At 31.0% G+C, this 26,481-nt stretch carries 27 protein-coding genes and 2 pseudogenes; 1 reads left to right on the top strand and 28 read right to left on the bottom strand.

Going from position 1 to position 26,481, the window contains the following annotated elements; all coding sequences use genetic code 11:
- Nucleotides 1-65: 65 nt before the first annotated feature.
- From dnaK to lepA, 5 genes are all read right to left on the bottom strand, one after another.
- Entirely contained in the window at nt 66-1,901 is a 1,836-nt protein-coding gene (dnaK, locus tag EQ029_RS06230) for a molecular chaperone DnaK (protein WP_037558181.1), read from the bottom strand.
- Nucleotides 1,902-1,951: 50 nt separating this feature from the next.
- Nucleotides 1,952-2,578, bottom strand: a complete 627-nt coding sequence (grpE, locus tag EQ029_RS06225) for a nucleotide exchange factor GrpE (RefSeq protein WP_011275632.1) — start codon at nt 2,576-2,578, stop codon at nt 1,952-1,954.
- 31 nt (nt 2,579-2,609) lie between these two features.
- Nucleotides 2,610-3,587 carry a heat-inducible transcriptional repressor HrcA gene (hrcA, locus tag EQ029_RS06220; RefSeq protein WP_053019541.1) on the bottom strand — a complete coding sequence of 326 codons (978 nt, stop codon included), beginning with the start codon at nt 3,585-3,587 and terminating at the stop codon, nt 2,610-2,612.
- Between the two features lie 101 nt (nt 3,588-3,688).
- Nucleotides 3,689-4,810 (bottom strand): radical SAM family heme chaperone HemW, encoded by a 1,122-nt coding sequence (gene hemW, locus EQ029_RS06215; RefSeq protein ID WP_011275630.1) that lies wholly within the window; start codon nt 4,808-4,810, stop codon nt 3,689-3,691.
- Between the two features lie 132 nt (nt 4,811-4,942).
- On the bottom strand, nt 4,943-6,766 hold the full coding sequence (gene lepA, locus EQ029_RS06210; RefSeq protein WP_011275629.1) for a translation elongation factor 4: 1,824 nt from the start codon (nt 6,764-6,766) through the stop codon (nt 4,943-4,945).
- Nucleotides 6,767-7,102: 336 nt separating this feature from the next.
- Between lepA and rpsT the strand changes: the two genes are divergently transcribed.
- Entirely contained in the window at nt 7,103-7,354 is a 252-nt protein-coding gene (gene rpsT, locus EQ029_RS06205; protein ID WP_011275628.1) for a 30S ribosomal protein S20, read from the top strand.
- A gap of 118 nt (nt 7,355-7,472) precedes the next feature.
- Here rpsT and holA read toward each other — a convergent pair whose 3' ends face one another.
- The 23 genes and pseudogenes from holA to EQ029_RS06095 form a co-directional block, all read right to left on the bottom strand.
- A complete protein-coding gene (gene holA / locus EQ029_RS06200; protein ID WP_033080148.1) occupies nt 7,473-8,447 on the bottom strand; it encodes a DNA polymerase III subunit delta in 975 nt (324 codons plus the stop codon).
- 75 nt (nt 8,448-8,522) lie between these two features.
- Nucleotides 8,523-10,391 carry a DNA internalization-related competence protein ComEC/Rec2 gene (locus EQ029_RS06195; protein WP_227528410.1) on the bottom strand — a complete coding sequence of 623 codons (1,869 nt, stop codon included), beginning with the start codon at nt 10,389-10,391 and terminating at the stop codon, nt 8,523-8,525.
- A 316-nt stretch (nt 10,392-10,707) separates the two neighbouring features.
- Entirely contained in the window at nt 10,708-11,166 is a 459-nt protein-coding gene (locus EQ029_RS06190; RefSeq protein ID WP_011275624.1) for a ComE operon protein 2, read from the bottom strand.
- Nucleotides 11,167-11,236: 70 nt separating this feature from the next.
- On the bottom strand, nt 11,237-11,950 hold the full coding sequence (locus EQ029_RS06185) for a helix-hairpin-helix domain-containing protein (protein WP_029376636.1): 714 nt from the start codon (nt 11,948-11,950) through the stop codon (nt 11,237-11,239).
- Nucleotides 11,951-11,993: 43 nt separating this feature from the next.
- A complete protein-coding gene (locus EQ029_RS06180) occupies nt 11,994-12,719 on the bottom strand; it encodes a class I SAM-dependent DNA methyltransferase (RefSeq protein ID WP_016930859.1) in 726 nt (241 codons plus the stop codon).
- Nucleotides 12,720-13,073: a ribosome silencing factor gene (gene rsfS, locus EQ029_RS06175; protein WP_033080146.1), complete on the bottom strand. Its 354-nt coding sequence runs from the start codon at nt 13,071-13,073 to the stop codon at nt 12,720-12,722. It lies immediately after the preceding gene.
- Nucleotides 13,074-13,658 (bottom strand): bis(5'-nucleosyl)-tetraphosphatase (symmetrical) YqeK, encoded by a 585-nt coding sequence (gene yqeK / locus EQ029_RS06170; RefSeq protein WP_011275620.1) that lies wholly within the window; start codon nt 13,656-13,658, stop codon nt 13,074-13,076.
- Nucleotides 13,648-14,226 carry a nicotinate-nucleotide adenylyltransferase gene (locus tag EQ029_RS06165; protein ID WP_011275619.1) on the bottom strand — a complete coding sequence of 193 codons (579 nt, stop codon included), beginning with the start codon at nt 14,224-14,226 and terminating at the stop codon, nt 13,648-13,650. Before EQ029_RS06165 ends, yqeK begins: the two co-directional genes overlap by 11 nt.
- On the bottom strand, nt 14,227-14,517 hold the full coding sequence (gene yhbY, locus EQ029_RS06160; protein WP_037558171.1) for a ribosome assembly RNA-binding protein YhbY: 291 nt from the start codon (nt 14,515-14,517) through the stop codon (nt 14,227-14,229).
- A 1-nt stretch (nt 14,518) separates the two neighbouring features.
- Complete coding sequence (gene aroE, locus EQ029_RS06155; RefSeq protein WP_011275617.1) at nt 14,519-15,325, bottom strand: shikimate dehydrogenase; 807 nt, start codon at nt 15,323-15,325, stop codon at nt 14,519-14,521.
- Nucleotides 15,326-15,337: 12 nt separating this feature from the next.
- Entirely contained in the window at nt 15,338-16,438 is a 1,101-nt protein-coding gene (gene yqeH / locus EQ029_RS06150; RefSeq protein WP_037558169.1) for a ribosome biogenesis GTPase YqeH, read from the bottom strand.
- Nucleotides 16,439-16,966: a YqeG family HAD IIIA-type phosphatase gene (locus EQ029_RS06145; protein WP_011275615.1), complete on the bottom strand. Its 528-nt coding sequence runs from the start codon at nt 16,964-16,966 to the stop codon at nt 16,439-16,441.
- A gap of 23 nt (nt 16,967-16,989) precedes the next feature.
- Nucleotides 16,990-17,676, bottom strand: a complete 687-nt coding sequence (locus EQ029_RS06140; protein WP_016930856.1) for a 5'-methylthioadenosine/adenosylhomocysteine nucleosidase — start codon at nt 17,674-17,676, stop codon at nt 16,990-16,992.
- 243 nt (nt 17,677-17,919) lie between these two features.
- Nucleotides 17,920-19,176: an NRAMP family divalent metal transporter gene (locus EQ029_RS06135; protein WP_011275613.1), complete on the bottom strand. Its 1,257-nt coding sequence runs from the start codon at nt 19,174-19,176 to the stop codon at nt 17,920-17,922.
- Nucleotides 19,177-19,188: 12 nt separating this feature from the next.
- On the bottom strand, nt 19,189-19,941 hold the full coding sequence (pxpA, locus tag EQ029_RS06130; protein WP_011275612.1) for a 5-oxoprolinase subunit PxpA: 753 nt from the start codon (nt 19,939-19,941) through the stop codon (nt 19,189-19,191).
- Entirely contained in the window at nt 19,941-21,302 is a 1,362-nt protein-coding gene (locus tag EQ029_RS06125) for an acetyl-CoA carboxylase biotin carboxylase subunit (RefSeq protein ID WP_011275611.1), read from the bottom strand. Before EQ029_RS06125 ends, pxpA begins: the two co-directional genes overlap by 1 nt.
- Before the next feature lie 14 nt (nt 21,303-21,316).
- Nucleotides 21,317-21,547 (bottom strand): annotated as a pseudogene (locus tag EQ029_RS12930) (acetyl-CoA carboxylase biotin carboxyl carrier protein); the annotation flags it as partial.
- Between the two features lie 108 nt (nt 21,548-21,655).
- Nucleotides 21,656-21,766, bottom strand: a pseudogene (locus EQ029_RS12925) (acetyl-CoA carboxylase biotin carboxyl carrier protein subunit); the annotation flags it as partial.
- A gap of 3 nt (nt 21,767-21,769) precedes the next feature.
- Complete coding sequence (locus EQ029_RS06115) at nt 21,770-22,774, bottom strand: 5-oxoprolinase subunit C family protein (RefSeq protein WP_011275609.1); 1,005 nt, start codon at nt 22,772-22,774, stop codon at nt 21,770-21,772.
- Entirely contained in the window at nt 22,764-23,492 is a 729-nt protein-coding gene (gene pxpB / locus EQ029_RS06110) for a 5-oxoprolinase subunit PxpB (RefSeq protein WP_033080144.1), read from the bottom strand. Before pxpB ends, EQ029_RS06115 begins: the two co-directional genes overlap by 11 nt.
- A 534-nt stretch (nt 23,493-24,026) precedes the next feature.
- Nucleotides 24,027-24,503, bottom strand: a complete 477-nt coding sequence (gene greA / locus EQ029_RS06105) for a transcription elongation factor GreA (protein WP_011275607.1) — start codon at nt 24,501-24,503, stop codon at nt 24,027-24,029.
- 75 nt (nt 24,504-24,578) lie between these two features.
- Entirely contained in the window at nt 24,579-25,202 is a 624-nt protein-coding gene (gene udk, locus EQ029_RS06100) for a uridine kinase (RefSeq protein ID WP_011275606.1), read from the bottom strand.
- Nucleotides 25,202-26,470, bottom strand: coding sequence for a peptidase U32 family protein (locus EQ029_RS06095; RefSeq protein WP_011275605.1), 1,269 nt, complete (start codon nt 26,468-26,470; stop codon nt 25,202-25,204). Before EQ029_RS06095 ends, udk begins: the two co-directional genes overlap by 1 nt.
- Nucleotides 26,471-26,481 lie beyond the last annotated feature (11 nt).

Genomic DNA, 26,481 nt, shown 5'->3' with positions numbered 1-26,481 from the left:
TTGACTTTTTGGCTTACATTCATAATAGTTTGCTAATTAAAGCATACTTTACAAACGGTTAGCAATTATTTTTTATCTTCATCATCATTAACTTCTTTAAATTCAGCATCTTCAACATTGCTATCGTTTTGAGTTTGTTGAGCACCGTCTTGTGCTTGTTGCTGAGCTTGTTGAGCTTGTTGATATACTTTTGCTGATAAATCTTGAATTACTTTTTCAAGTTCTTCTTTTTTCGCTTTAATATCTTCGATGTCTTGTCCTTCAAGCGCAGATTTTAAAGCATCTTTTTTGCTTTCCGCATTAGATTTATCTTCTTCACTAATATTGTCGCCAAGGTCAGTAATTGTTTTTTCAACTTGGAATACTAAGCTATCTGCTTCATTTCTTAAATCTACTTCTTCACGACGTTTTTTATCTGCTTCAGCGTTTTCTTCGGCATCTTTAACCATACGATCGATTTCTTCATCAGAAAGCGCAGAGCTTGATTGAATAGTAATATTTTGTTCTTTATTAGTACCTAAGTCTTTCGCAGTAACATTTACGATACCATTTTTATCAATATCAAATGTTACTTCGATTTGTGGCACACCACGTGGAGCCGGTGGAATGTCAGTTAATTGGAATCTTCCTAAAGTTTTGTTATCAGATGCCATTGGACGTTCACCTTGCAATACGTGAATATCCACTGCTGGTTGATTGTCAGCTGCAGTTGAATAAACTTGAGATTTTGAAGTTGGGATTGTAGTATTACGTTCGATCAACGTATTCATACGTCCACCCATAATTTCAATACCTAATGATAATGGTGTTACGTCTAATAACACAACATCTTTAACATCACCAGTGATAACGCCACCTTGAATTGCAGCACCCATTGCTACTACTTCGTCTGGGTTTACACCTTTATGAGGATCTTTACCAATTTCTTTTTTAACAGCTTCTTGAACTGCTGGGATACGTGTTGAACCACCTACAAGAATAACTTCGTCAATTTCAGAAGTTGATAAACCAGCGTCTTTTAATGCTTGACGAGTTGGTTCCATAGTTCTTCTGATTAATGAATCAGCTAATTCTTCAAATTTAGAACGAGTAAGACTAATTTCTAAGTGTAATGGACCACTTTCACCAGCTGAAATAAATGGTAATGAAATTTGAGTTTGTGAAACGCCAGATAAGTCTTTTTTAGCTTTTTCTGCAGCGTCTTTTAAACGTTGTAACGCCATTTTATCTTGAGATAAATCTACGCCATTTTCTTTTTTGAATTCTGATACTAAGTAGTCAATAATTACTTGGTCAAAGTCATCACCACCAAGTTTGTTGTCACCTGCAGTTGATAGTACTTCGAATACACCGTCACCTAATTCAAGAATTGATACGTCAAAAGTACCGCCACCTAAGTCAAATACTAATACTTTTTGATCTTGATCAGTTTTATCTAAACCGTATGCTAATGCAGCTGCAGTAGGTTCGTTGATAATACGCTCAACTTCTAAACCAGCAATTTTACCAGCATCTTTAGTTGCTTGACGTTCAGCATCATTGAAATATGCAGGAACTGTAATAACAGCTTTATCTACTTTGTCACCTAAATAACTTTCAGCAGTGTTTTTAAGGTTTTGTAATACCATAGCTGAAATTTCTTGAGGTTTATAAGATTTACCTTCAATATCTACTTTATAGTCAGTACCCATATGACGTTTTATTGATTGTACAGTATTTGGGTTAGTGATAGCTTGTCGTTTTGCTACTTCACCGACTTGTGTTTCACCATTTTTGAATGCCACAACTGATGGAGTTGTTCTAGCACCTTCTGGGTTTTGAATTACTTTAGGTTCATCGCCTTCTAAAACAGCTACACATGAATTTGTTGTTCCTAAGTCAATACCGATTACTTTACTCATAATAAAATTCCTCCAATTTTAAAATTTAATATATGGTATTTTTCGTCAATTTATTGATTTACTTTTACCATAGATGGTCTCAATACTCTATCTTTTAACTTATAACCTTTTTGTAGTTCTTGAGTAATATCACCAGATTTGAAATCTGGATTATCATCTTGAACAACAGCCTGGTGGAAGTTAGGGTCAAAAGCTTGACCTTCAGATTCAATTTCTTCTAAACCATTATCTTTAAGTGCTCTTAGTAAACTTTCGTGTACCATTTGAACACCTTTTTGAAGTGATTTAAATGATTCATCATCACCTTCAATTTGTAGTGCGCGTTCAATATTATCAATCGTTGGTAAAATATCCGTTAAAACACGTTGAGATTGATAAGTTTTATTTGTTTCATTTTCTTTCTGAATTCGTCTTTTATAATTTTCGAATTCAGCATATAATCTTAAATATTTTTCTTCATTTTCATTAGCTTTTAATTGTAATTGCTGAATTTCTTCATCTTTAGGATCAACTGCAGTTTCTTCAGAACTTTCTTCGTTCGAACTGTCGTTAGATGAATTATCACTATCAGAAGTAGTATCTTCAACATTTTCAACTGTTGATGTGTCTTCATTCTTTACTTCTTGTTCTTCAGTATATTCAGAATTACTTTTTACTGATTCATCTTTTTCTGTCATTTTTTACCCTCCAATATAATTACAATTAAAATCACCATATTTGGTTAAGTAATTGAATCACATTCTGATAACGCATTGCTGTAGGTCCAATAACCGCAATTTGACCTTTCAATGAATTGTCGAAGTGATATTGACTCGTTACAATCGATATATCACTAAGGCTTTCATCAATCTCTTTTCCAATCTTAACGTTAATATCATTAGTTGAAATTGTCTGTAGTAATTCAGTGATTCTTTCAGATTCTAGATATTGCAAAATTGGTTGAATTGACGAAACATTAGATTCATTTAACGCATCAATTAGTTTAACCTTTCCACCTAAGAAAATGCTATTACTTTGTTTGCTAATATGAGAATTTATCATCTTAACAATGTCATTAATGAATTGATTTTCTTCATTTGAGTTGGCGAAAGAACGAATTTTATCTGATAGTTTACCGCTTATTTCTATATTATTATTACTAATAAAATTAGAAATGGCGATTAATCTATCGGATGATAACTCAAGTGCAGAATTCAAGTGAAAATGCTCAACATGACCAGAATTATAAATAATTACTAAAATCATGATTGAATCATTTGCCTTAATTAAATGAACATTATTAATCATTTCTTCACTATGTTTTGGACGAACAACTAATGTTGCATAATGAGATTTCATTGATAACTCATTTGCAAAGTAACTTAATGCTGAAGAAATATCATAGTGATTCTCAATTAATAGTTGATTTAAACGTTGTATTTTATTTTTGTTTTGACGAGAGGTTTGTTTTAACAATTGATCGACATAAAGTCTAAACCCTTCTTCGGAAGGTGAACGCCCTGAAGAAGAATGCGTCTTCTCTAAAAAGTTCAAATCTTCAAGTTGCTTCATCTCATTCCTTATTGTTGCAGGACTGACATCTAAATGATGTCTATCAATTAAAGCTTTAGAACCTATAGGTTGTCCTAAATCAACATAATCTTCAACAATTGCATTTAAAATGCTTAATTGTCTTTGTGTAATCATGTTTTCACCTCATTAGCACTCTTTTGTCCTAAGTGCTAATTATAATTTATCAAATTGGTCAAAGTAAGTCAACGTTAAAGCTTTACTTTTTGGATTTTTTATTAATTTAATAAGAAAGCTTCAAATACTTCGTTGCCTATAACCTTTCCTCTTTCAGTAAGTGATATGTTTCCGTCCGTTTCAATCAAAAGTTGTTTTGATTTCAAATCATATATTGTTTCTCCAAATATGTCATCTAATGTTTGACCAAATTTTAACTTGAAACGTTCACGATTGACTCCTTGATTCATTCTCAAGCCTAAAAACATTTCTTCTTCCATCTTTTCGTTCAAGGTTGGACAACTAGAGGTTAAAACAGGTCGTTTTCCATTATTAATAGCATCAATATAGTGGCGAACTGGATTTAAATTTGTATAGCGTTCACCTTCAACATATCCACTTGCACCTGCTCCGAATCCGTAATATTCCTCATTAAACCAATACACTTTATTATGATCGGATTCATGATTAGTTTTAGCAAAGTTGGAAATTTCATATTGTTTAAAGTCGGTTTGATTTAATGTTTTCATTAGGTATTGGTACATTTCAGCGCCTAAGTCTTCATTCGGTAATTTCAATTTCCCTTTACGATACATATTATAAAACTGTGTCTTTGGTTCAAGTATTAAACCGTAACTTGAAATATGGTCAATATCCATATTAATTGCTTGGTTTAAACTATCTGCAAAATCATCTATCGTTTGTTCAGGTAAATGGTACATTAAATCAAGACTTATTGAATTAATACCAGCTTTCCTAGCATTATTTACTGCATTATAGATATCTTGAGTGTTATGCGTTCGTCCTAATATTTTTAATAACTCAGGTTTAAACGTTTGCACACCCATTGAAATTCGATTAACACCATACTGTTTAAGTAACTTAACTTTATTTAAAGTAAGTTCATCTGGATTTGCTTCAAAACTAAATTCGCCATTTATCGAGAATTTTGAATTTATCGCTTGTAATAAACGTTCTAATTGCATTTCACTTAGTGCAGTGGGTGTGCCTCCTCCAACGTACATTGTCTCTAGTTGTTTTGTTTTACTAAATGACATTTCTTTTATTAAGGCAGCAATGTATTCATCTACTGGCTGTTTATCAATAAAATATTTATTGAAATCACAATAAGTACAAATTCTCACACAAAAAGGTATGTGTATGTACGCACTTTTAACTTCCAATGTTACACCCCTTTTTATAACTTAAAAAAGAGATTGAGACTTTGTAATATAAGTTAGTAGCTTCTTTATCAATAATATTCATTATTGTTATGATATCTACCAATTTATATTCGTCTCGACCTCTTTTATGTTCTATTCATCATCCATTTTTAGTACAGCTAGGAAAGCATCTTGAGGAATTTCAACACTACCAACGGCTTTCATTTTAGCCTTACCTGCTTTTTGTTTTTCAAGTAACTTACGTTTACGGCTAATATCCCCACCATAACATTTAGATAATACATTTTTACCCATTGATTTGATGTTTGTTCTTGCAACAATTTTTTGGCCAATAGCTGCTTGTACAGGTACTTCAAATTGTTGACGTGGTATAAGCGTTTTTAATTTTTCAACTAATGCTTTTCCACGTTCGTATGCAAAGTCTTTATGGACAATAAAGCTTAAAGCATCAACTTTATCCCCATTAAGTAGGATGTCCATTTTCACTAAGTTACTTTCTTTATTTTCAATAAATTCATAATCAAATGAAGCATAACCTTTAGTGTTGGATTTAAGTTGATCAAAGAAATCAAAAACAACTTCAGAAAGTGGTATCTCGTATACGATATTAACTCTAATATCATCTAAATAATCCATATTAATAAATTGTCCACGTTTACGTTGGCATAACTCCATAACTGCTCCAACGTAATCATTTGGAACCATCATTGTAGCTTTCACATATGGTTCATAAATTGAGTCAATCTTATCTCTTTCTGGCATTTGAGCCGGATTATCTACTGTAACCTCTGATCCATCCTTCATAATACATTGATAAATTACTGATGGCGCGGTAGCAATCAATTCAATACCAAATTCTCTTTCAATTCTTTCTTGAATGATTTCCATGTGAAGCATTCCTAAGAAACCTGTTCTAAAACCAAAACCAAGAGCCTGAGAAGATTCTGGTTCAAATTCTAATGAAGCGTCATTTAATTGTAATTTTTCAAGCGCTTCTCTTAAATCATTATAGTCTTTATTTTCAATTGGGAACAAACCACAATATACCATTGGGTTCATTTTTTTATAACCTTTTAATGGTGCTTCAGCTGGTCTATTAGCATGAGTGATTGTATCACCCACACGTGAGTCATCAACATTTTTGATGCTTGCAATAATATACCCTACATCACCTACAGTTAGTTCTTCTATAGGTAGTTGTTTAGGAGTATTAATGCCTACTTCACTAACTTCAAATTCTTTACCTGTAGCCATCATTTTAATTTTGTCACCAGCTTTAACAACGCCTTCCATCACACGTATTGATGAAATAACACCTCTATAAGGGTCGTATTCTGAATCAAAAATTAATGCTTTCAATGGTTCACTAGGGTCACCTTCAGGTGGTGGGACAACTTCTACAATTTTCTCTAAAATATCTTCAATACCAATATTTGACTTTGCACTTGCCAGTACTACATCGTCTTGATTTAAACCAATTACATCTTCTAATTCTTGTTTTACTCTTTCAGGTTCAGCTGCAGGTAAATCAATTTTATTTACAACAGGTAATAATTCTAGATCATTATCAAGTGCTAAGTATACGTTTGCTAATGTTTGTGCTTCAATACCTTGTGCTGCATCCACCACTAATATTGCACCCTCACATGCTGCTAAAGATCGTGAAACCTCGTATGAAAAGTCTACATGCCCTGGTGTATCAATTAAATGAAATGTATATGTTTGACCATCATTTGCTTCATATTTTAATCGCACGGCATTTAATTTAATTGTGATGCCACGTTCTCTTTCAAGATCCATTGAATCTAATAATTGATCTTGCATTTCTCTTGTTTCTACAGATTTAGTATTTTCTAAAATTCTATCTGCTAATGTTGATTTACCATGATCAATATGAGCAATAATAGAAAAATTTCGTATATTTTCTCTTCTGTTATAGCGTTCTTGCATATCCATAGCCTATCATTCTCGCTTTCATAAAATTAGCCCGTATATGTATACATCTTTGATATAATAACGTTTTTAATGCTTAATTGCAAACTTAATTGTGCTATTAAAAATTTGAGCATAAGCTTAATAATTCATTACTTACATTACTTTTTCATTTAGATTACATACTAATTATAAAGTGTTAAAGAGTGCATTCCAACAGTAATTATGATTTAATTCAGATTTTAATTACACTATACTTAATTAATGATTGCACAAATATGTATGTTTTGATAAAATATTTCTTGTTGTAATCAAAATAAAATTTGATATGCTTAAGATCACTTTTAGGAGGTGACAGTAATGCCAAATATTAAATCTGCTATTAAACGTGTTAGAACAACTGAAAACGCTGAAGCTCGTAATATTTCACAAAAAAACGCTATGCGTACTGCTGTGAAAAATGCTAAAACAGCAATCAACAATAATGCTGATAACAAAGCTGAATTAGTTAACTTCGCTATCAAATCAGTTGATAAAGCTTCACAAAGTAACTTAATTCATTCAAATAAAGCTGATCGCATTAAATCACAATTAATGTCTTCAAGTAAATAATTTGTTAAAAAGCGCGGAACAATGTTCCGTGCTTTTTTTATTGTTAGACAAATTCCCATATAATATTAATTATGTGTTTATCACTGATTTAATTTAAATATTTGAATCTGATTAATATTTAAAGTGATAAAATAAATAATTCAAGAATTAAATGTTTGTCCATATATGAAGATTTTAGTTTATAATCTGTTTCGGCACAGTTATTAATAATATTTAGTAGTTGACCTAACTCGTAATGACGTACTTGATTTAGTGCTAGTTTAACTCTATAAGGGTGAACATTTATGGTCTTAGCAATTTGCTGGCCACTATAGCCCTTTTGAGCAAGAATTTTACATTGATAATATAATCTATAATTACTTGTAATAAGCGCCAGTAATTTTATAGGTTCTTCTTTCATAATTATTAAATCTTTTACTAATTGTATAGCCTTATCTTTCTGGTTCTTCTGAATGAATTCTGTTAAAAGAAAAACATTTTGCTCTAAACTTCTATTTATTATTAAACTAACATCATTTTTAGTAATAGTGGTTCTATCACCTAGGAATAAAGAAATTTTGTCTAATTCTTGAGAAACTATATTAAAGTTAACACCAGTTAATTCTATAAACAGATTTAATGCATCTTGTTTTATATCTTTGTAATTCTCGTGTAACTGATTTTGTATCCATGATTTAATTTCTTCTTCTGACATTTGGTCTACTTTTGAAAGTTTACTACTTTTCTTTAATGATTTAGTTAATTTCTTTCTCTCATCTAATTTATTACTGTATATTTCAAAAATGACTAAGTTTTCACCATCGTATTTTTCTAAGAATTCAATAACTTGTTCATTATTTGGTGTAATATCTTTGTTAACTTTTTCTCCAGTAAATATGAATGAATTTTTAACAACAATGACTTTCTTCTCAGATATAAAAGGCATAGTTAAAGCTTCTTCAATAACTGTAGACATGTCAGTTTCATATAGATTATATTTAACATAGTTAAAATCATCTTTATCTTCATTTAAGAATGAATGTGTCAGTTCATTACTTTTCTTTTCAACTAATTCAGGCACTTCACCATATATTGCCATAATATTATTTGCCATAATTGTGAACTCCCTTTCAAATATCAAACATTTCTAATTATACCACGTCTGTTTAAAGCCTCTATAGATAAATAGCTAATTTTTGGATTTTATATCTAAATCATGATCTAAGTCTAGCGTTATTTCTCCAACATCTTGTGTGTTCAAGATTGAACTATTTGTAGATCTTAGCGTTTGTAACGTTTCTCGATTAGGTAAGTGATATTTATTGTTTTTACCACTTGAAATGATACTTATTGTTGGCTTTATTAAGTTAATAAATGATTCAGAACTGCTAGTCTTACTTCCATGATGACCAACTTTCAGTATATCAATTTTTGGTAATTGATATATTTTCATTAATTTTGATTCATTATTTTTAGTTGCATCACCCATTAAAAGCATTTTGTATCTTTGATATTCAATAAGTAAAATGATGCTATGTTCATTTTTATCATTACTGTTAGGAATATCTCCATGTAAAAATGAAATTTTAGAATTTTTTAGTTGAATAAATTGTATCGTTGTAGCATCTATTAATTCAATATTATTGATCTTACATAAACGTTTTATTTTTATTAATTCTATTTCAGAATAGCTATATAAGTTAATATATAACTTCTTGATTCTGATGTGTTGGGCGATATATGGTAATTCACCAATGTGATCGGCATGCGGATGAGTAATAATTAGATGATCAATTTTTGTGATTCTTTTTTGCTTTAATGTTGGCATTATATGATACTTAGCAATATTATGATTATCAATATTACCTATTTTAATCTCTTTACCACCGGTATCAACCATGACAGTTTCTTGTTTCGTTGTTTGAAAGATTAGACTATCCCCTTGACCAACATCAAAGAAGGTTATCGTGCTAACATTTGGTCGAACGTTAAAAACACATAAAACTATAAACACGATAACGAATAAAAATAAAATTTTCAATTTTTTATAACAGAAAAAGATATAAATGAGTACTATCAATAATACGAAAATAGAAAATTCTACTGCTGATTTAGGTGATATAAAAATTTGATAATATTTAAAAGTTAAAAATAAATCTAAAAGTTTGTTATGAACTATATATATTTTGTCAAAAACTAAATTAATCAATGTCATATCACTTACAAAATGATAAGCAAAGAATAAAAATATGGATAACGGAAAAATGATAAAACTATAAAATGGAACAAAAATGAGATTGGATAGTAATCCTATCCATTGAATTTGGTTAAAATGATAGATTGAAATTATAGTTGAAGAAAGTTGTGCGATAAATGTAAGTACAAAAATATTTTTAAAGAAAGTTAATTTTTTAATAAGAGGAAATGAAAGAATAATAAAAAATGAGATTATAAATGAAAATTGGAAACCAATATCATATAGATAATCAGGATTGAAAATGATCATAACTAAAAATATGAGACCTAGTATATCAATAGAAGCTATTTTTGTTTTATTTGAAATAAGTATAACAGTAGTTGTTGCTAAAATTGCTCTTAGTGCACTTGGTGCAAATCCAGTATAATATGCAAATATTGATAAAAATAAGATGATTAAACCGTTAATAATTACTTTAGGAATGTTTAATCTTACAAGAGGTTGATAAATGAGAAATGAAATGGTTGCAATATGTGATCCGCTAACAGCTAATAAATGGTAGATACCGATATCTTTTACTTTATCAATGAAATCAGTATTGATTCCATTTACATCTCCAGTTACTAAAGCGATAACATATTCAGGATGAGATAAACTTGAATTGTTTAATTTTTTAATAATAAAGTCTCTTTGTTTTTCAATTATATTTTTTCTTTTAGTAATATGACACGAATTTAAGTCTACATTACTTATAGAGACATAAGGAGTATGATTTAAAACACTAATTACCTTGCCTTTAATAACACAAGATTTATTTTCTAGATCCTTTTCTTTTAGATTATTAGAATAGAGGTAATACACGAAAGGTTGATGCCTAAGTTCAAATATACCTTTTAGTTGTCTCTCTTGTTTCTCTATCCTGGAAACAAATTGAACTTCGGTAGATATATTAGAATTTGACTTAAGAAATTTGTCTTTATTTAAATTATATTCATTATGAAAGTGTTCTAAAGTTAAGCCGGAAAATAAACAAATAATCAAAATGAAAATATGTAGTAACTTTAATCTCTTTTGTAGCGAGATAATAATTAACAATAGATTAATAAGAAAGGCAACCCATTTTATATGTATCCATAAAATACCTGATAGAAAAGATAGTGCATAAAATATCATATATTTAGTTAGTCAAATATCGAGCTACATTTTGTGCTGAAAAAGGTATTTTTTTATAATCAATACCCGCTTGATCTAAAAGTTCTAGTGCGTATTTATGATTGTGATAGTCTTCAGCATAGTATATTTGTTTAATACCAGCCTGAATAATAGATTTTGTGCAATTAAGGCATGGGAAATGAGTAACGTATATAGTAGCTCCATCAGTCGATACACCTTGTTTAGCACATTGTAATAAAGCATTCATTTCGGCGTGAATGGTTCTAATACAGTGGCCATCTTCAATTAAACATCCTTCATCAATACAATGAACTTCTCCAGCTACTGACCCATTATAACCGCCAGCAATAATTCTATTGTCTTTAACGATTGTTGCCCCTACTGACAATCTTTGACAAGTTGAGCGCAAAGCTAATAAATGACTTTGTGCCATAAAGTATTCATCCCATTTCAATCTTTCCATTTTCTTCACTCCAATACGTAATTGTTATAAATATTATAAAGTATCCTTAAATAGAAGCCAATAATCAATATTAAGTTGTTATATATTCCTTAATTCTTTCAAAAGTTTTATCACCAATGCCTTTAATATTTTTCAAATCTTCAATTGAATGAAACGTATTATTTTTTTGTCTGTAATCAATAATTTCTCTTACTTTAGCAGGACCAACACCCGGGATTTTTAATAATTCTGCTTCGCTTGCAGTATTTATATTCACCTTATTAGTAGATGATGAATTTAAAGATTTACTATGGCCACTTTTATTATTAGCGTCATTTTGGGTAATGGGATTTTTATTTTCATTAGCAAAGGGAATATATATCAATTTTTGATCTGTTAACTTTTCAGATAAATTGACTTGACTCAAATCCGCGTCAGTAAGCAATTTAGCTTTATCTAATACATCTTTTATTCGATCTGAACTTTTCATTTTATAAACATTAGGGTGTTCTACTGCACCTTTAATATCTACAAAAACTATTTCGTCTCCGTTTTGAATTGTATTAGATTCTATCTTATTATTAGTTTTATCATCATTTTTCAACACATCATGATTTTTTCCTTTTTGATTAGAGTTTACATGAGATGTAACAATAGGTTTAGTATCATTTGTTTCTTCATCTGATTTCGAATAAATTAGAAATAAAGCTATAGATATAATCACTAATATAATGATACTCAATTGAAATTTCCATTGCTTAATAGCATATAATAACTCTTTTTTATCTTTAAACAAAAAACTCATCTCCTTATATGTATAAACGTGCAAGGAGATGAGTTTACTTTATTTATTTAAAAGCTACGAAGAACAGGCGCTCACCATGATCATCGTGATTATTTCGGTTAAAGTCAATAAATGTTTCGATGTTTTTAAAACCTATTTGATTTAACATGTTTATATAAGTTTCTTTTTCAAAGGTTCTTTGATAGTGAGATTCATTAAAACGTTGATAAGTACCATTATTGTCTTCAATAAAGAAACTCATTTCGTGATAAACACTAAAAGGTTCATCACCTTGAATGGCTTCCCATGCTAAAAAGGTTGACTCATTTTCATCAATATAACATTGATTATGAAACAACGTACTCATCTTATAAATAGTGTGAACATCAAATATAAAAACGCCATTTTCTGATAAATGATTGAAAACATTTATAAATGTTTTATTTACATCTTCTATATCAGGTAAATAATTCAGTGAATCACAAAATATTGTTATTACATCAAATTCATTATTAAATGAAAAATCGGTCATATCTCCCTCTAACCATGATACTTGATTAGATTTGTTTGCAGCAATGGCCAGCATATCAGAACTTAAATCCATTCCTGTAACCGAACCAATAGTATTAAGTTGAGCAGTTAAACTGCCTGTCCCACAACCAAGATCAAGAATATTAGGCTTATGATTGAAATTTTGAGAATAATGTTGTACTATCTCAAACCACTTATCATAAGGTTGGTCTTGTGTTAGTTGATCATATACTTGACTCATTCCAACATATTGGGTCATTTAGTAAGCAACCTGACCATATGATTCTATTGGTGCATCTTGATATAGCTTCTCAATATTATAATAATTGCGTTCGTCTTTATGGAAGACATGGATAACTACATCTGCCAAATCAATTAAAACCCATCTGGCACTTTGATACCCTTCCATACGTTTAACATCAATAGCTTGTTCATGTGCAGCTTCTTTAACTGCTCTAGCAATTGATTGAACTTGACGTTCATTATTACCGTGACAAACCACAAAATAATCAGTCATATCACTGATGCCTTTCATATTTAGAGAAACAATATCTTCTGCTTTTTTGTTTTCTGTCGCATCGACAGCAATATTTAATAATTCTTCTGAATTCATTTAATCATCCTTTATTCTTTGATCACTATAATTATAATAGTTTAAACATGAAATCGTTGTGCCATAAACTGTAATATCCTTACTGATTAAGAAAAGTACCGTTCGCTTAGAAATTTCATAAATCGTTTTATCTAAGCTACCTTGATTGTATGCCATATCTCTTATTTCTTCAACTCCTGGGGTTTTTCTCCCTGGTTCAATATAATCAGCAATGAATACAAGTTTTTCAGTTTTAGTCATTTCTTTTCGACCAGTTGTGTGATTCTTGATTGCAAGAAGCACTTCCTCGTCTTCAATACCAAATTCTGATTGCATGATAGCAGCACAGACTGGTCCGTGTAAGATTTCTCCACCATAACTTAATAATTCACTATCTAAATCGTGTTGTCTTACAATTTGGTACATTGTGCTTAGGTCATCATACTTACAATAATCATGTAATACACCAGCTAAATTAGCTTTATCTTTATCACCATCATAAATTTCTGCAAGTTTTACTGCGGTTTCAGCTACTCTCAATGAGTGCTTAAAACGTTTCTCCGGTAGTTTATCTTTAACAAGTTCAATCGCTTTATCAATTTTCATAAAATCCTTCCTCTCTTATATAGTCGTGAATACTACGAGGAACCAAGATATTTATTGGTTGTTTATTTTTTACACGATTTCGAATCAATGATGAACTAATATCCATTCGCGGTATATTAACCGATATCATTGACTCGTCGACCTCTTGATAATTAACATCTCTGTTCACAATTACAAACGTAATTAGTTGTTTTAACTTTTCAATTTTATACCATTTATCTAATTGTTTGTACTGATCTGTTCCAATAATGAAATAGATATCCGCATCTTTTTCATTATTAACGATATCTTTTAGCGTTTCATAAGTGTAACTTTGACCTTTTCTCTCAAGTTCAATTTGACATATTTCACCAAAACCTAATTCTTCAATTGCAAGTTGAATCATTTTGATTCGATATTTAGCATCTAAATAGTCATCATGCGTTTTCAAAGGTGCCATATAACTTGGTAAAAAATAAAATTTGTCAGGTTTAAGTTGATGATAGACTTCATTTGCAACTAACAAGTGTGCAGTGTGAATTGGGTTGAATTGACCACCATAAAGCACTATTGCTTTTTTATTCATCATTTATGGTAATGTGATTTCTTTATTATCAACTGATTCTCTATAAATGACAATCATCGAACCAATCACCTGAACAACTTCACTTTTAGTTGCATCACTTAGTGTTGACGCTAATTCATTTTTATCATCAAAGTTATTTTGTAACACATGTATTTTAATTAACTCGCGATTTTCAAGTGTATCATCAATCTGAGCAATCATATTGTCATTAATGCCTGCTTTACCAATTTGAAAAATAGGATCTATATTGTGAGCTAAACTTCTTAAATATCTTTTTTGTTTTCCAGTTAACATATTAAACTCCTTTTAATTTGTTTAGTACTGCATATTTCATTTCTAGTATATTAGGCTGTTTGCCGGTCCAAATTTTAAAACTTTCAGCGCCTTGGTTTATAAACATATCCAGGCCATTATAAACCGTATTGCCTTTGAATTCTGCTTCTTTTAAAAATTTAGTCTTATATGGAATATAAATAATATCACTAACGAGTGTACTTGATGATAAATTATCTAAGCTAATAACAATATCATCGTTATTATTTAATCCAGCAGATGTCGTATTGATTATAATATCAAATTCATCTAAATATTGTTCTGATTGTTCTAATGAAATTGCATTAATATCCATATCCCATGTCTCAAATCTACTCATTGTTCTGTTAGCGATTGTTAATTTTGGTTGTACAATTTTACTGAGTTCATTTGCAATTCCCTTACTAGCACCACCAGCACCAAGGATTAAAACATAAGCATTTTCTAAATCGGGATAAACTTGTTTCAAGCCCATCACATAACCAATACCATCTGTATTATAACCTATCCATTTATTGTTAATAATTTTCACAGTATTAACGGCTCCAACAGCTTTTGCTTGGTCATTAATTTCATCCAGATAAGGAATAATTCTTTCCTTATGCGGAATCGTAACATTGAATCCGTTAATATGGTTATCTTCAATAATGTGTCTAATATCATGGAAATCTTGTGTGGGAATATGCAACGCTTCGTATGTGTCTTCCATATTTAATGATTTAAAATTAACTTGATGCATGACTGGTGATAATGAATGTGAAACGGGATCACCTATTACTGCATACTTCATAAATAACCCACCTTACATAATTGAATTTCTTAGGATTACATCAACATTTTTAGGGACGCGTACAATGACTTTTGCACCTGCTTCAATCGTTATAAATCCTAGACCTGATATCATTATGTCTTTCTTTTCCTTACCAGTTTCAAGACGTACAGCTTTTGTATCACTCATATCGAAGTGGTCAGGATTATTTGGTGGTGTTAAAACATTTCCAATTTGATTTCGCCATAAATCATTAGCTTTTTCTGTTTTGGTACGGTGAATATTCAAATCATTTGAAAAATAACAAACTAACGGTCTTTTTCCACCTGAAACATAATCAATTCTAGACAGTCCACCAAAGAATAACGTTTGTCCTTCATTAAGTTGAAAAACTCTTTGTTTTATTTCATTTTTAGGTACGATTGTTTTTAGCTCTTTCTCAGAAACATAGTGTGTCATTTGATGAGATTGAATAATACCAGGAGTATCATACATAAACGTTTTTTCATCTAAAGGTATGTCAATTAAGTCTAATGTAGTACCAGGAAATCGTGATGTCGTAACTACATCTTTCTCTCCTACACTTTGTTCAATCAATTTATTTATAAGTGTAGATTTACCTACATTCGTTGTGCCGACTATATAAACATCTTGTTTATTTCGATTTTGTTCAATTGATGTTAGAAGATCATCGATTCCCCAACCTTTTTGAGCAGATATTAATATAACATCGTCAGCATCTAAGCCATATTTTCTAGCAGTTTTCTTAAGCCAATCTTTTACTCGTCGTTTATTAATCTGTTTAGGTAGAAGATCCAGTTTATTAGCTGCTAAAATAATCTTCTTGTTACCAACTATCCGTTTTAAAGCATTAATAAATGTTCCTTCAAAGTCAAATATGTCAACTACATTAACAATAATGCCTTTTCGGTCAGACAGTTCATTTAATAAATTTAAAAAATCTTCACTATCCATTCCAACATCTTGAATTTCATTGTAATTTTTCAATCTAAAACAACGTTGGCAAATAACATCCTCTCTAAAAAGGTTATGTTCAGGAACATAACCAGGTGCACTTTTATCTTCGGACTGAAGTGGCGCGCCACAGCCAATACATTTTAATGTGTCATCCAATCAATTTTCCTCCCATGTGATATAGCCTTTATTTTTAAAGTAATTTAATAAGCGACGTTCAATAATACGGTTGAACTTTGTAATAAAACCATCTGTACGTTTAACAGGAACCACCATAATTGTATATAAACCATTTCGATTGCCTCCAAATACATCAGTTAACATTTGGTCTCCAATGACAATCGTTTCTTCTGGTTTAATATTCATATGTTTAATAGCTTTTTTAAATGCTTTGCCCACAGGTTTTCTTGCTTTGAAAATAAAATCCACATCTAGATCTTTAGAAAAACTAGACACTCTATCTTCATTGTTGTTAGATACAATTGTAATTGTGATACCTAACTCATTTGCTCTTTTAAACCATTGCTGTATCTCTATAGTAGGAGATTTAACATCCCAACCCACTAAAGTATTATCTAAATCTGTGATAATGCCTTTAAATCCAGCCTCAGCCAACTTTTCAATGTCGATTTGAAATACAGACTTAACGTAATCGTTTGGCATAAAAAATTTTTTTATTAATCCCATTTATTTATCACCTTTATTATTATTTATAAAACTTTGATTAATGATTCAACAATTGAACTTGAAGATTTTGCGGCTTCACCAAGGAACTCTTCAAAAGATATGTCTGCTTTGCCATTAGCTAGATCTGAGACTGCACGTGTAACTATAAAAGGAACATGAAATTGATGGCAAGTTTGTGCAATTGCAGTTGCCTCCATTTCAACAGCCATAGCCTCAGGAAACTGTCGTTTAATTGTTAGTCGCTGATCAACACTACCAATAAAGCTATCACCGCTAACAATTTGGCCAATTTTAGCATTATAATTTTTTTTATTAATTACTGTTTCTACCGATTTAAGTAATTCTTGATCCGACTTAAATTCTAAAGGCATTTGAGGTATTTGACCCAGTTTATAGCCAAATGCTGTTGCATCAACATCATGATAAACAACATCATTACTAATTAACATATCTCCAACAGATAAACTCTCATCTAATGCACCGGCAGATCCAGTGTTGATGATTAGTTTTGGATTGAATTTTTCAATTAATAACGTAGTTGAAATAGCAGCATTTACTTTGCCAATACCACTTTGAGTTAACACTACTTCTTTTGAATTTAATTTCCCTCTATAAAACTTTACATGTGCAACAGAAATTTCATTCATATCTGTTAATTTGTCTTTTAGTATAGCTACTTCTTCTTCCATAGCTCCTATAATTCCAATCATATTAACACCTCAGTCTTTATCTTAGCAATTGCTATTTTATCATATATTTTTATTCATCACGACAATGTTATTTACTCTTTAATTAAAAAAATAAATTCATCTAATATAAAATCTTTTAAGGTCATGAAATTAATGTACTAAATTAATATAAACTTGTAAAAAAGACCATTTCTATTGAAATTTAATAGAAACAGCCTTAAAGAATTATATAAGCACTTTACGAGTGTGCAAATTATTGAAAATTTAGCCTTTCCAAAGCGTAGCCAAATCTTGTAGTGAGAAAATACCAGTTACAATTGTTACAATCACTGCTACTATACCGAAAATAAGCATCCATGTAGGGTGTTTGTAATCTCCGACTATAGATTTTTTACGACTTGCAATTAAAATAGCCCCAAGTATAATAGGTAAAATCCAACCATTTATTGCACCAGCAATAATAAGTAAACTAATAGGTTTACCAATAAATAAGAAAATTAGAGTTGAAACAACAATAAAGATAATTACAATAAGATTATTTTTAGTCAATAATGATTTATGTAATGTTTTCAAGAATGTAGCACTTGTATATGCTGATCCTATAACAGATGACATAGCAGCAGCAAAAATAACTACACCGAAAATATTTTTACCAATAGGTCCTATTGCATGTTGAAATACAGATGCAGGTGGGTTATCAGCGCTTAATGTTACTCCAGTAACCACAACTCCTAATACTGCAAGGAATAACAATGTTCTCATAATACCAGTTGTTAATATACCAGCAATAGCAGAACGGTTTACAAATGGTAAGAATTCTTTCCCTTTCATACCAGAATCTAAAAGTCTGTGTGCACCAGCAAATGTAATATATCCACCCACTGTTCCTCCGACTAGTGTAATAATTGGTAAAATTAACTTAACTGGATGTTCAGGAGCAAATGTGTGAACTAATGCATCTCCATATGGTGGATTTGAAACAACCATAACATATGCAACTACTAGTATCATAACAACACCTAAAATCATCGATACAACATCCATGATTTTTTGTCCACTTTTACTTACAAAGATTAATATTGAGAAGATAGCTGTAATTGCAGCACCCCATTTAATATCTAATCCAAACATAGCATTTAACCCTAGACCAGCACCGGCAATATTACCAATATTAAATGCCAGTCCACCAAATGCAATTAGTATGGAAATTAAAGTACCAAGACCTGGCATAACTTTATTAGATACTTCTTGTCCACGAAGTCCAGTTACTACAAGCACACGCCAAATATTAATTTGTGCTCCAATATCAATTATAATGGAAATTAATATTGCGAATGCGAAGCTAGCGTAAAATTCTGCAGTGAACACAGCGGTTTGAGTTAGAAAAGCTGGTCCAATGGCTGAAGTTGCCATTAGGAATACAGAACCGTACAGTAATCGTCTATGATTTTTTGTGAATTTAAATTCCTTTTCATTTGGATTAATTTCTTGATTTGGATTTTGGTTTAAGTTTTCTCCCATAATAGCTCCCCCTTATAAGGATTGAATATCAATGCCTTCCTTCGTTAATTTTTCTCTAATTTGTGATACAAATTCTAGAGCATGAGCCCCATCTCCATGCACACAAATCGTATCAGCTTTTAAATCAATTTCTTTTCCGTTTTTACTAACAACTTTGTTTTCAATTACCATTTTTAAAACTTGATCTAAGGCTTCTTCAGTATTAGTGATTACTGCATCTGCCTCTTTACGACTAACGAGTTGACCATTGTCTTCATATCGTCTGTCAGCAAACACTTCAGATGCAGTACGTAATCCTAATGATTCAGCTTCAGTTATTAATAATGTATTTGATAACCCTACTAAGATTAGTGAAGAATCAAAATCATATACAGCTTGAGCAATTGCATGTGCAATGTTTTTATCTTTTGCACCCATATTGTAGAGAGCACCGTGAGGTTTAACATGATTAATACGTGTTTGATGTACCTTACAAAATCCATCTAACGCACCAAGTTGATAAACAACTAAATTATAGATTTCTTTTGGTGTAATATCCATGTTGCGACGACCAAATCCTTTTAAATCTGGTAATCCAGGATGAGCTCCAATACCTACACCATTATCCTTAACAAGTTTAATTGTGTCATACATGACATTTTCATCGCCAGCATGGAAGCCACAAGCAATATTAGCTGATGTAATTAATGGAATGATTTGATTATCTCCACCGAATGAGTAATTTCCAAACGCTTCACCTAAGTCACAATTTAAGTCTATGCGCATTATAACTCCACCCCTTCAATTATTTGATGTTTTTCAAGGAATTTAATATCTACTTCACTTGCGTCATCATCTGCATAAAGTGGGTAACTTAAAACTGCATATAAAAAGTTTGCAGTTGTTGTAAATCCATCTATAACCATTTCATCAAGTGCTACTTTTAATTTGTTTATAGCTGTTTTTCGATTAGTATCTTTTACTATAACTTTAGCAACTAGCGAATCATAATAAGGTGATACTTGATACCCAGGATAAAGCAGAGAATCGACACGTATGTTGAAACCTTGAGGTAAATGTAACTTTTTAACTTTACCAGGGGTAGGTTGAAATTTCTTTTCTGGATTTTCAGCATTGATACGCGCTTCAATTACATGTCCATTAAACACAATATCATCTTGAGAGAATGGTAATTTATCATGTTGCATTAAGTATAATTGGGCTTGTAATAAATCTCTATCAGCGCGCATCTCTGTAACAGTATGTTCCACTTGAATACGTGCGTTCATTTCAATAAAGTAGTGTGCATCCTTAGTTACTAAAAATTCAATTGTACCTGCACTTCGATAATTTGATGCTTTAGCGACTGCAACTGCATCTGCGCATATCTGTTGGCGTCTCTCTTCAGTTAAAGCGGCACAAGGACATTCCTCTATTAATTTTTGGTTTTTACGTTGAACCGAGCAATCTCTTTCGCCTAAATGTACATAATTACCTTTACCGTCACCAATAATTTGTACTTCCACGTGTTTCGCTACAGGTATAAATGCTTCAACATAAACTCTGTCATCGTTAAAGTATTTTTGACCTTCGCTTTTCGCTTCTTTAAGGGATTTTTCAAGTTGTTCTGGCTCTTTTACTATACGGATGCCTTTACCTCCACCACCACTTGCTGCTTTTAAAACAACAGGATAGCCAATTTCTTCAGCTAGTTCCTTTATTTCATCAACTGAATTAACTGCACCTTTAGACCCTGGAATTACAGGAACACCTGCATCATCTACAGTTTGTCGAGCAGTTATTTTATCACCCATTAGTTCCATTGTTTTCTTACTTGGACCAATGAATTGAATATTATTTTCTTCTACTTTTTCAGCAAAAGTTGTACTTTCTGATAAAAATCCATACCCTGGATGGATCGCATTCGCACCTGTTATTTCAGCTGCACCAATGATACGTTCAATATTTAAATAACTATCTAAAGGATTGGCTTCTCCAATACAAACTGCTTGATCAGCTAAGCTAACATGTAAACTTTGCTCATCTCCTTTAGCATATATCGCAACAGTCTCTATGCCCATTTCACGACAGGCTCTAATGATACGGACTGCAATTTCTCCTCTATTTGCTACTAAACAACGGTACATTTAGCTGTCCCCCTTTATTTAAGTTTAACTAGTACTTGATCATATTCAACATTTGTACCATGATCTGCTACTATTTCAACGACTTCTCCATCTACATCGCTTGTAATTTCATTCATAACTTTCATTGCTTCAACATAACCGATGATATCTCCAGATTTAACTTTATCTCCAACTTTAATTTGGGGATCAGTTAATTCTTTACTATCTTGTAAGAAGAAAGTACCCACCATTGGTGAAGAGATTTCTTTAGAAGTTTCTTCACTTGCACTCGTTTGAACTTGTTGCAGACTTTCATCATTTACAGTGTTTGTACTTACTAAGTTTTGGTTTGAAGACACATTAGATGATTGATAACCCTCAGTGAAATCTAATTCTAATTCGCTTTTATTATCCTTAAATTTAAAACGCTTAACGCCATTTGATTTAACTAAGTTAATAACTTCTTCTATTTTTTTTATATTCATCTATTATTTCTCCTCTTCAATTAATTTTGCTAATTTTTTTGATGTTGCTCGCATTGAATGCATATTAAATATTGGAGCCTTTGTCACTGATTCTAACTTCTCTTCAAATTGTTGATTAAAGTTTTTTAACATAGCATTCGCTTCATCCACAGATATCCATTTAAACTGTATCACATCACCTGGCTTAAATTGTGCTAGTTTTTTAAGGTCTAATTGACTAACTGTAGCAATTTTTGTATAACCACCAACTGTTTGTTTATCATTTAAAAGTATTATCGGATTGCCATCATTTGGTACTTGAATACTACCCAACCCTACAGGTTCTGATATGATATCAGCTCCATTATCTGGTGGAATGTTGTCACCTATAAGTCTATATCCCATTCGGTCTGATTGGTCAGATATTTTATACACCGATTCAACTAAGGTCTTTCTTTTTTCATGTGAGAAAGCATTTACTTGAGGACCTTCTATAATATGAATAATATTGTCTTGTTCTATTGCATCATAGTCGCTTGTTTTTCCAAGATTAACCTTAAAGTTGCTATTTTGCACAACTTGAATATGATCATCTTTTTTCAAAGCTCTACCATTAAAACCGCCTATTTTACTTCTTGTGTGTGTAGAGTAGCTACCAGCAACCATCTCAATATCAAGAGGATGGCCAAAGAAAATATAACCACGTGCACCCTTTATTGCTGGCCCAAATTCAAGTACATCTCCTTTATTCGCTAATAAGACATTATTATTGGAAATATTAATATCATTTAATTTTGCATTAAATTGACCACCTGTTATTACAAAAGTGTTAGCTTGAGTAAAAGTCAATGTTGGACCAATGATAGTAAATTCTAGGCTAGGACCGCTATTTCCGATTAGTTTACGTCCTAAGTTATAACTAAATTGATCCATTGCCCCAGACCCGGAGAAACCTAAATGTTGATATCCAAAACGGCCTTTATCTTGAACGGTAGTGAAAAGACCTGGTTTCAAAATTTTAATGCCCACTACGAGTCACCCACTTTTCTTTATTAAATCTTCCGTCATTGATTTCACTTTCAATTTGATTATATGTCGTCTCATCTATCGAGTAGAATTTAATATAATCACCAGCTTCATACAATGTCATCGGTTCAGAATATTGATCAAAGACTTTTAAAGGTGTTCTTCCAATAATTTGCCATCCTCCAGGTGAATCAGAAGGATATAAACCTGTTTGATTGTTAGCTATTCCAACTGAACCAGCATTAATTTTAACTCTTGGTTCAGATCTTCTAGGTGTATGAATACGTTCGTCTAAACCACCTAAGAATGGGAAACCGGGCATAAAACCTAGCATATATACAAGGTATTCATTAGTTGTATGGATTTGAACAACTTCTTCTATAGTTAAGTTGTTATAACTAGCTACCTCTTCTAAATCGGGTCCCATTTCTAAGTTATATAGTACAGGAATATGTATAACATTTTTTTTAGAGTATGTATCATCTTTTGAAACGTTGAGCTTATCTAATTCTAATTTTTCAATCAATTGTTTGTAATCGATTGAATCATTATTGAAATTAATCATAATAGCTCGATATGATGGGATAACATCTCTAATATCTGGAATATTTTTGGACAGAATATGTTGTGTAGTTAAATCAACCTCTTGATAATTAACTTCACTTATTTCTTCTTTGAAATAAAGCAATAGCGATTGCTCATTTATAACTTTAACTTCCAATCCATTGCCTCCCCTTTAATCTTAATAATTGTATATTTGCGCCTTAAAAAATAATGATTCAATATTTTAAATAATCATATTTTACTGATATGTATAAAAAAATTATAACATTATAATATCTTAGTTGTTTAATAAGTATTTCAAATTATGAATAATAAAAAAAGCGAGACGAAATGTAATCGCTTACTTTATAGTGTAATTAGCAAATGATTCAATTGTATTTACATTGTTATTTAAGCATATAAAACTAATTTTGTCATGAAAAAGTTCAGATTTTCAAATTAATTTGATAAAATATATATGAATTTTTGTAACATAAGGTATAATTTTATCTAAAAATATCATATTCTAGCTATTAAGTTTTTTAATATCACTTAATTAAAACTAATACAATAGCATTATTAGGTTATTAAAAAAGCTATGAAGAAATCATTGTTACTTGATTTCTTCATAGCCGATATAAATATGTATTTTATTAATATAAATACCAAGATATTTAAAGAGTTTGTAAAACTTTATTCAGAAAAAATTTATCTATTTAATATTTACAATTTTAACATTAATTTCTCCACCATTTGGTAGAGGCACACGCACTTCATCTTTTAAACTTTTACCAATTAATGCTTTAGCCATAGGTGATTCGTTTGAGATTTTGCCGTTAAATGCATCTGCTTCAGCAGAACCAACGATTTGGTAACTTTCTTCTTCATCTCCAGGTAACTCAATAAAAGTCACGGTTTTACCAATTTGAACAACATTATTATCACCTGTATCTTCAATGATTAATGCATATCTAAGCATATGTTCGATACGTTGAATGTCTTGTTCAATGAATCCTTGTTCATCTTTAGCAGCATCATACTCAGAGTTCTCAGAAAGGTCACCAAATGAACGTGCCACTTTAATTTTTTCTACAACTTCAGGACGCTTAACCGTTTTTAATTCTTCTAATTCTTTTTCTAATTGTTCATAACCCTCTTGAGTCATTGGATATTGTTTTTGATTTTCCATTATGTCATCTTCCTTTTTCATTTAATATGGTTTAGTCATTAAATATATTGTTTTTTGATACATATTGTAACTTACTTATTGTTTACTAACCAATGTTTGAATTTTAGTGGTCATTATATCAATTGCAACCTTGTTACTTCCACCTTCTGGAATGATAATATCTGCATACTTCTTAGTAGGCTCAATAAATTGATTGTGCATTGGTTTGACAACATTTAAATATTGGTTAATTACTGATTCCATAGATCGACCGCGTTCTTTAGTATCACGTACGAGTCGTCTTAGAATTCTTAAGTCTGCATCAGTATCAACGTATATTTTGACATCCATCATATCACGAAGTGTTTTATTTTCTAAAGCAAATATACCTTCTACGATAATAACATCTTTAGGTTCAAATGCAATGGTTTCATTACTTCGTGTATGATTTGTGTAATCGTACGTTGGAACTTCAACTGCATGACCATTTCGTAAATCTTTTAAATTTTCTATTAGCAAATCATTGTCAAATGCAAAGGGATGGTCATAATTTGTTTCAAGACGCTCTTCAAAAGTTAAATGTGATTGATCTTTATAATAATAGTCTTGAGCAAGTAATGCGACACTATGGCCTTCTAAATTCTTCATGATTTCATTTGTTACTGTTGTTTTACCAGATCCTGAACCACCGGCAATACCAATAATTGTTGTGTTTGCCATTATCTAATTTCCTTTCTCATCATGTTCTTAGGATAAATTGGATGATTTACTTTAATTTGTACAATTTGAAGTGGGTGACGAGCAGCATCTAGACTATTGCCCTCCTCATCATATATGGCATCAATAACTTGTCTAAAACTTTGTATTTCAGGTCCAAAGAATTCAATTTCTTGACCTGGTTTAAAGTGATTTCTTTGTTGTATTGTAGCAATTTGAGTAGTTTCATCATAATCTATTACTAATCCACAAAAATCGTAAGGTGATTTTTTATTTTGTTGAACACCAAACATTTGCTCTTCATATCCTGGTGTACCTTCAAAAAATGCTGGTGCAGTATCTCTATTAGCACATTTATCTAATTCTTTTAACCATTCAGGATTAATTTTAAAATTCTCAGGATCTTCAGCATAAGCATCAATAACTTTTCTATAAACTGATACAACTGTAGCTATATAATGAATAGATTTCATGCGCCCTTCTATTTTTAAAGAGTCGATACCGATTTCCATCATTTGAGGTATTGATTCAATTAATTTTAAATCCTTAGGACTCATAGCAAATGGTACGGTGTCTCCATCTTGATAATAAAGATCAAGTTCACCGTCATTATCTACTTCTAATAAATCGTAATCCCAACGACAACTTTGACAACAACCACCTCTGTTAGAATCTCTAGCTGTCATATGATTACTTAGTGTACAGCGACCTGAATATGCAATACACATTGCACCATGTATAAATGCTTCAATTTCAATGTCTACATTTTCTTTCATTTCTTTCATTTCCATCGCACCAGTTTCACGTGCTAATACCACTCGATCTAAACCTTCTTCTTTCCAGTATTGAACCGCTTTAGTATTAGACAATGACTGTTGTGTCGATAAGTGTATTTCTAATTTAGGAGCAACTTGCTTACAAGTTTCAATAATTAAAGGATCTGCAACAATGATTCCGGTAGCACCCGTTTTTTCTAATTCAATTAAATAATTTTCCAGACCTTTAATATTCTCGTCATGAGCGATAATATTAGTAGTTACGTATATTTTTGCATTATATTGATTTGCAAATTCAACGCCTTCTTTAATTTCAGCCATAGTAAAATTATCAGCATTAGAACGCAAACCATATTCTTGACCACCTAAAAATACTGCATCTGCACCATAATGTACTGCAATCTTTAATTTTTCTAAATTACCAGCAGGCGCTAATAATTCGGGCTTTTTAATTTTACTTTTAACTTTCGTTTGAATTTCAGTCAATGTTTTCATTTTTTAGCGCC

The organism is Staphylococcus haemolyticus (genome assembly GCF_006094395.1).
In the GTDB taxonomy this organism is placed as follows: Bacteria; Bacillota; Bacilli; order Staphylococcales; family Staphylococcaceae; genus Staphylococcus; species Staphylococcus haemolyticus.
Note: the sequence above shows the minus strand (reverse complement) of the source record. Positions and strands in the feature narration are given on the sequence as shown.

Excerpts from the sequence above, each read along its gene's own strand:
- dnaK (WP_037558181.1), bottom strand. The coding sequence starts at position 1,901 with ATGAGTAAAGTAATCGGTATTGACTTAGGAACAACAAATTCATGTGTA.
- grpE (WP_011275632.1), bottom strand. The coding sequence starts at position 2,578 with ATGACAGAAAAAGATGAATCAGTAAAAAGTAATTCTGAATATACTGAA.
- hrcA (WP_053019541.1), bottom strand. The coding sequence starts at position 3,587 with ATGATTACACAAAGACAATTAAGCATTTTAAATGCAATTGTTGAAGAT.
- lepA (WP_011275629.1), bottom strand. The coding sequence starts at position 6,766 with ATGGATATGCAAGAACGCTATAACAGAAGAGAAAATATACGAAATTTT.
- rpsT (WP_011275628.1), top strand. The coding sequence starts at position 7,103 with ATGCCAAATATTAAATCTGCTATTAAACGTGTTAGAACAACTGAAAAC.
- holA (WP_033080148.1), bottom strand. The coding sequence starts at position 8,447 with ATGGCAAATAATATTATGGCAATATATGGTGAAGTGCCTGAATTAGTT.
- EQ029_RS06190 (WP_011275624.1), bottom strand. The coding sequence starts at position 11,166 with ATGGAAAGATTGAAATGGGATGAATACTTTATGGCACAAAGTCATTTA.
- EQ029_RS06185 (WP_029376636.1), bottom strand. The coding sequence starts at position 11,950 with ATGAGTTTTTTGTTTAAAGATAAAAAAGAGTTATTATATGCTATTAAG.
- EQ029_RS06180 (WP_016930859.1), bottom strand. The coding sequence starts at position 12,719 with ATGACCCAATATGTTGGAATGAGTCAAGTATATGATCAACTAACACAA.
- rsfS (WP_033080146.1), bottom strand. The coding sequence starts at position 13,073 with ATGAATTCAGAAGAATTATTAAATATTGCTGTCGATGCGACAGAAAAC.
- yqeK (WP_011275620.1), bottom strand. The coding sequence starts at position 13,658 with ATGAAAATTGATAAAGCGATTGAACTTGTTAAAGATAAACTACCGGAG.
- EQ029_RS06165 (WP_011275619.1), bottom strand. The coding sequence starts at position 14,226 with ATGATGAATAAAAAAGCAATAGTGCTTTATGGTGGTCAATTCAACCCA.
- yhbY (WP_037558171.1), bottom strand. The coding sequence starts at position 14,517 with ATGTTAACTGGAAAACAAAAAAGATATTTAAGAAGTTTAGCTCACAAT.
- aroE (WP_011275617.1), bottom strand. The coding sequence starts at position 15,325 with ATGAAGTATGCAGTAATAGGTGATCCCGTTTCACATTCATTATCACCA.
- EQ029_RS06145 (WP_011275615.1), bottom strand. The coding sequence starts at position 16,966 with ATGGGATTAATAAAAAAATTTTTTATGCCAAACGATTACGTTAAGTCT.
- EQ029_RS06140 (WP_016930856.1), bottom strand. The coding sequence starts at position 17,676 with ATGATTGGAATTATAGGAGCTATGGAAGAAGAAGTAGCTATACTAAAA.
- EQ029_RS06135 (WP_011275613.1), bottom strand. The coding sequence starts at position 19,176 with ATGGGAGAAAACTTAAACCAAAATCCAAATCAAGAAATTAATCCAAAT.
- pxpA (WP_011275612.1), bottom strand. The coding sequence starts at position 19,941 with ATGCGCATAGACTTAAATTGTGACTTAGGTGAAGCGTTTGGAAATTAC.
- EQ029_RS06125 (WP_011275611.1), bottom strand. The coding sequence starts at position 21,302 with ATGTACCGTTGTTTAGTAGCAAATAGAGGAGAAATTGCAGTCCGTATC.
- greA (WP_011275607.1), bottom strand. The coding sequence starts at position 24,503 with ATGGAAAATCAAAAACAATATCCAATGACTCAAGAGGGTTATGAACAA.
- udk (WP_011275606.1), bottom strand. The coding sequence starts at position 25,202 with ATGGCAAACACAACAATTATTGGTATTGCCGGTGGTTCAGGATCTGGT.
- EQ029_RS06095 (WP_011275605.1), bottom strand. The coding sequence starts at position 26,470 with ATGAAAACATTGACTGAAATTCAAACGAAAGTTAAAAGTAAAATTAAA.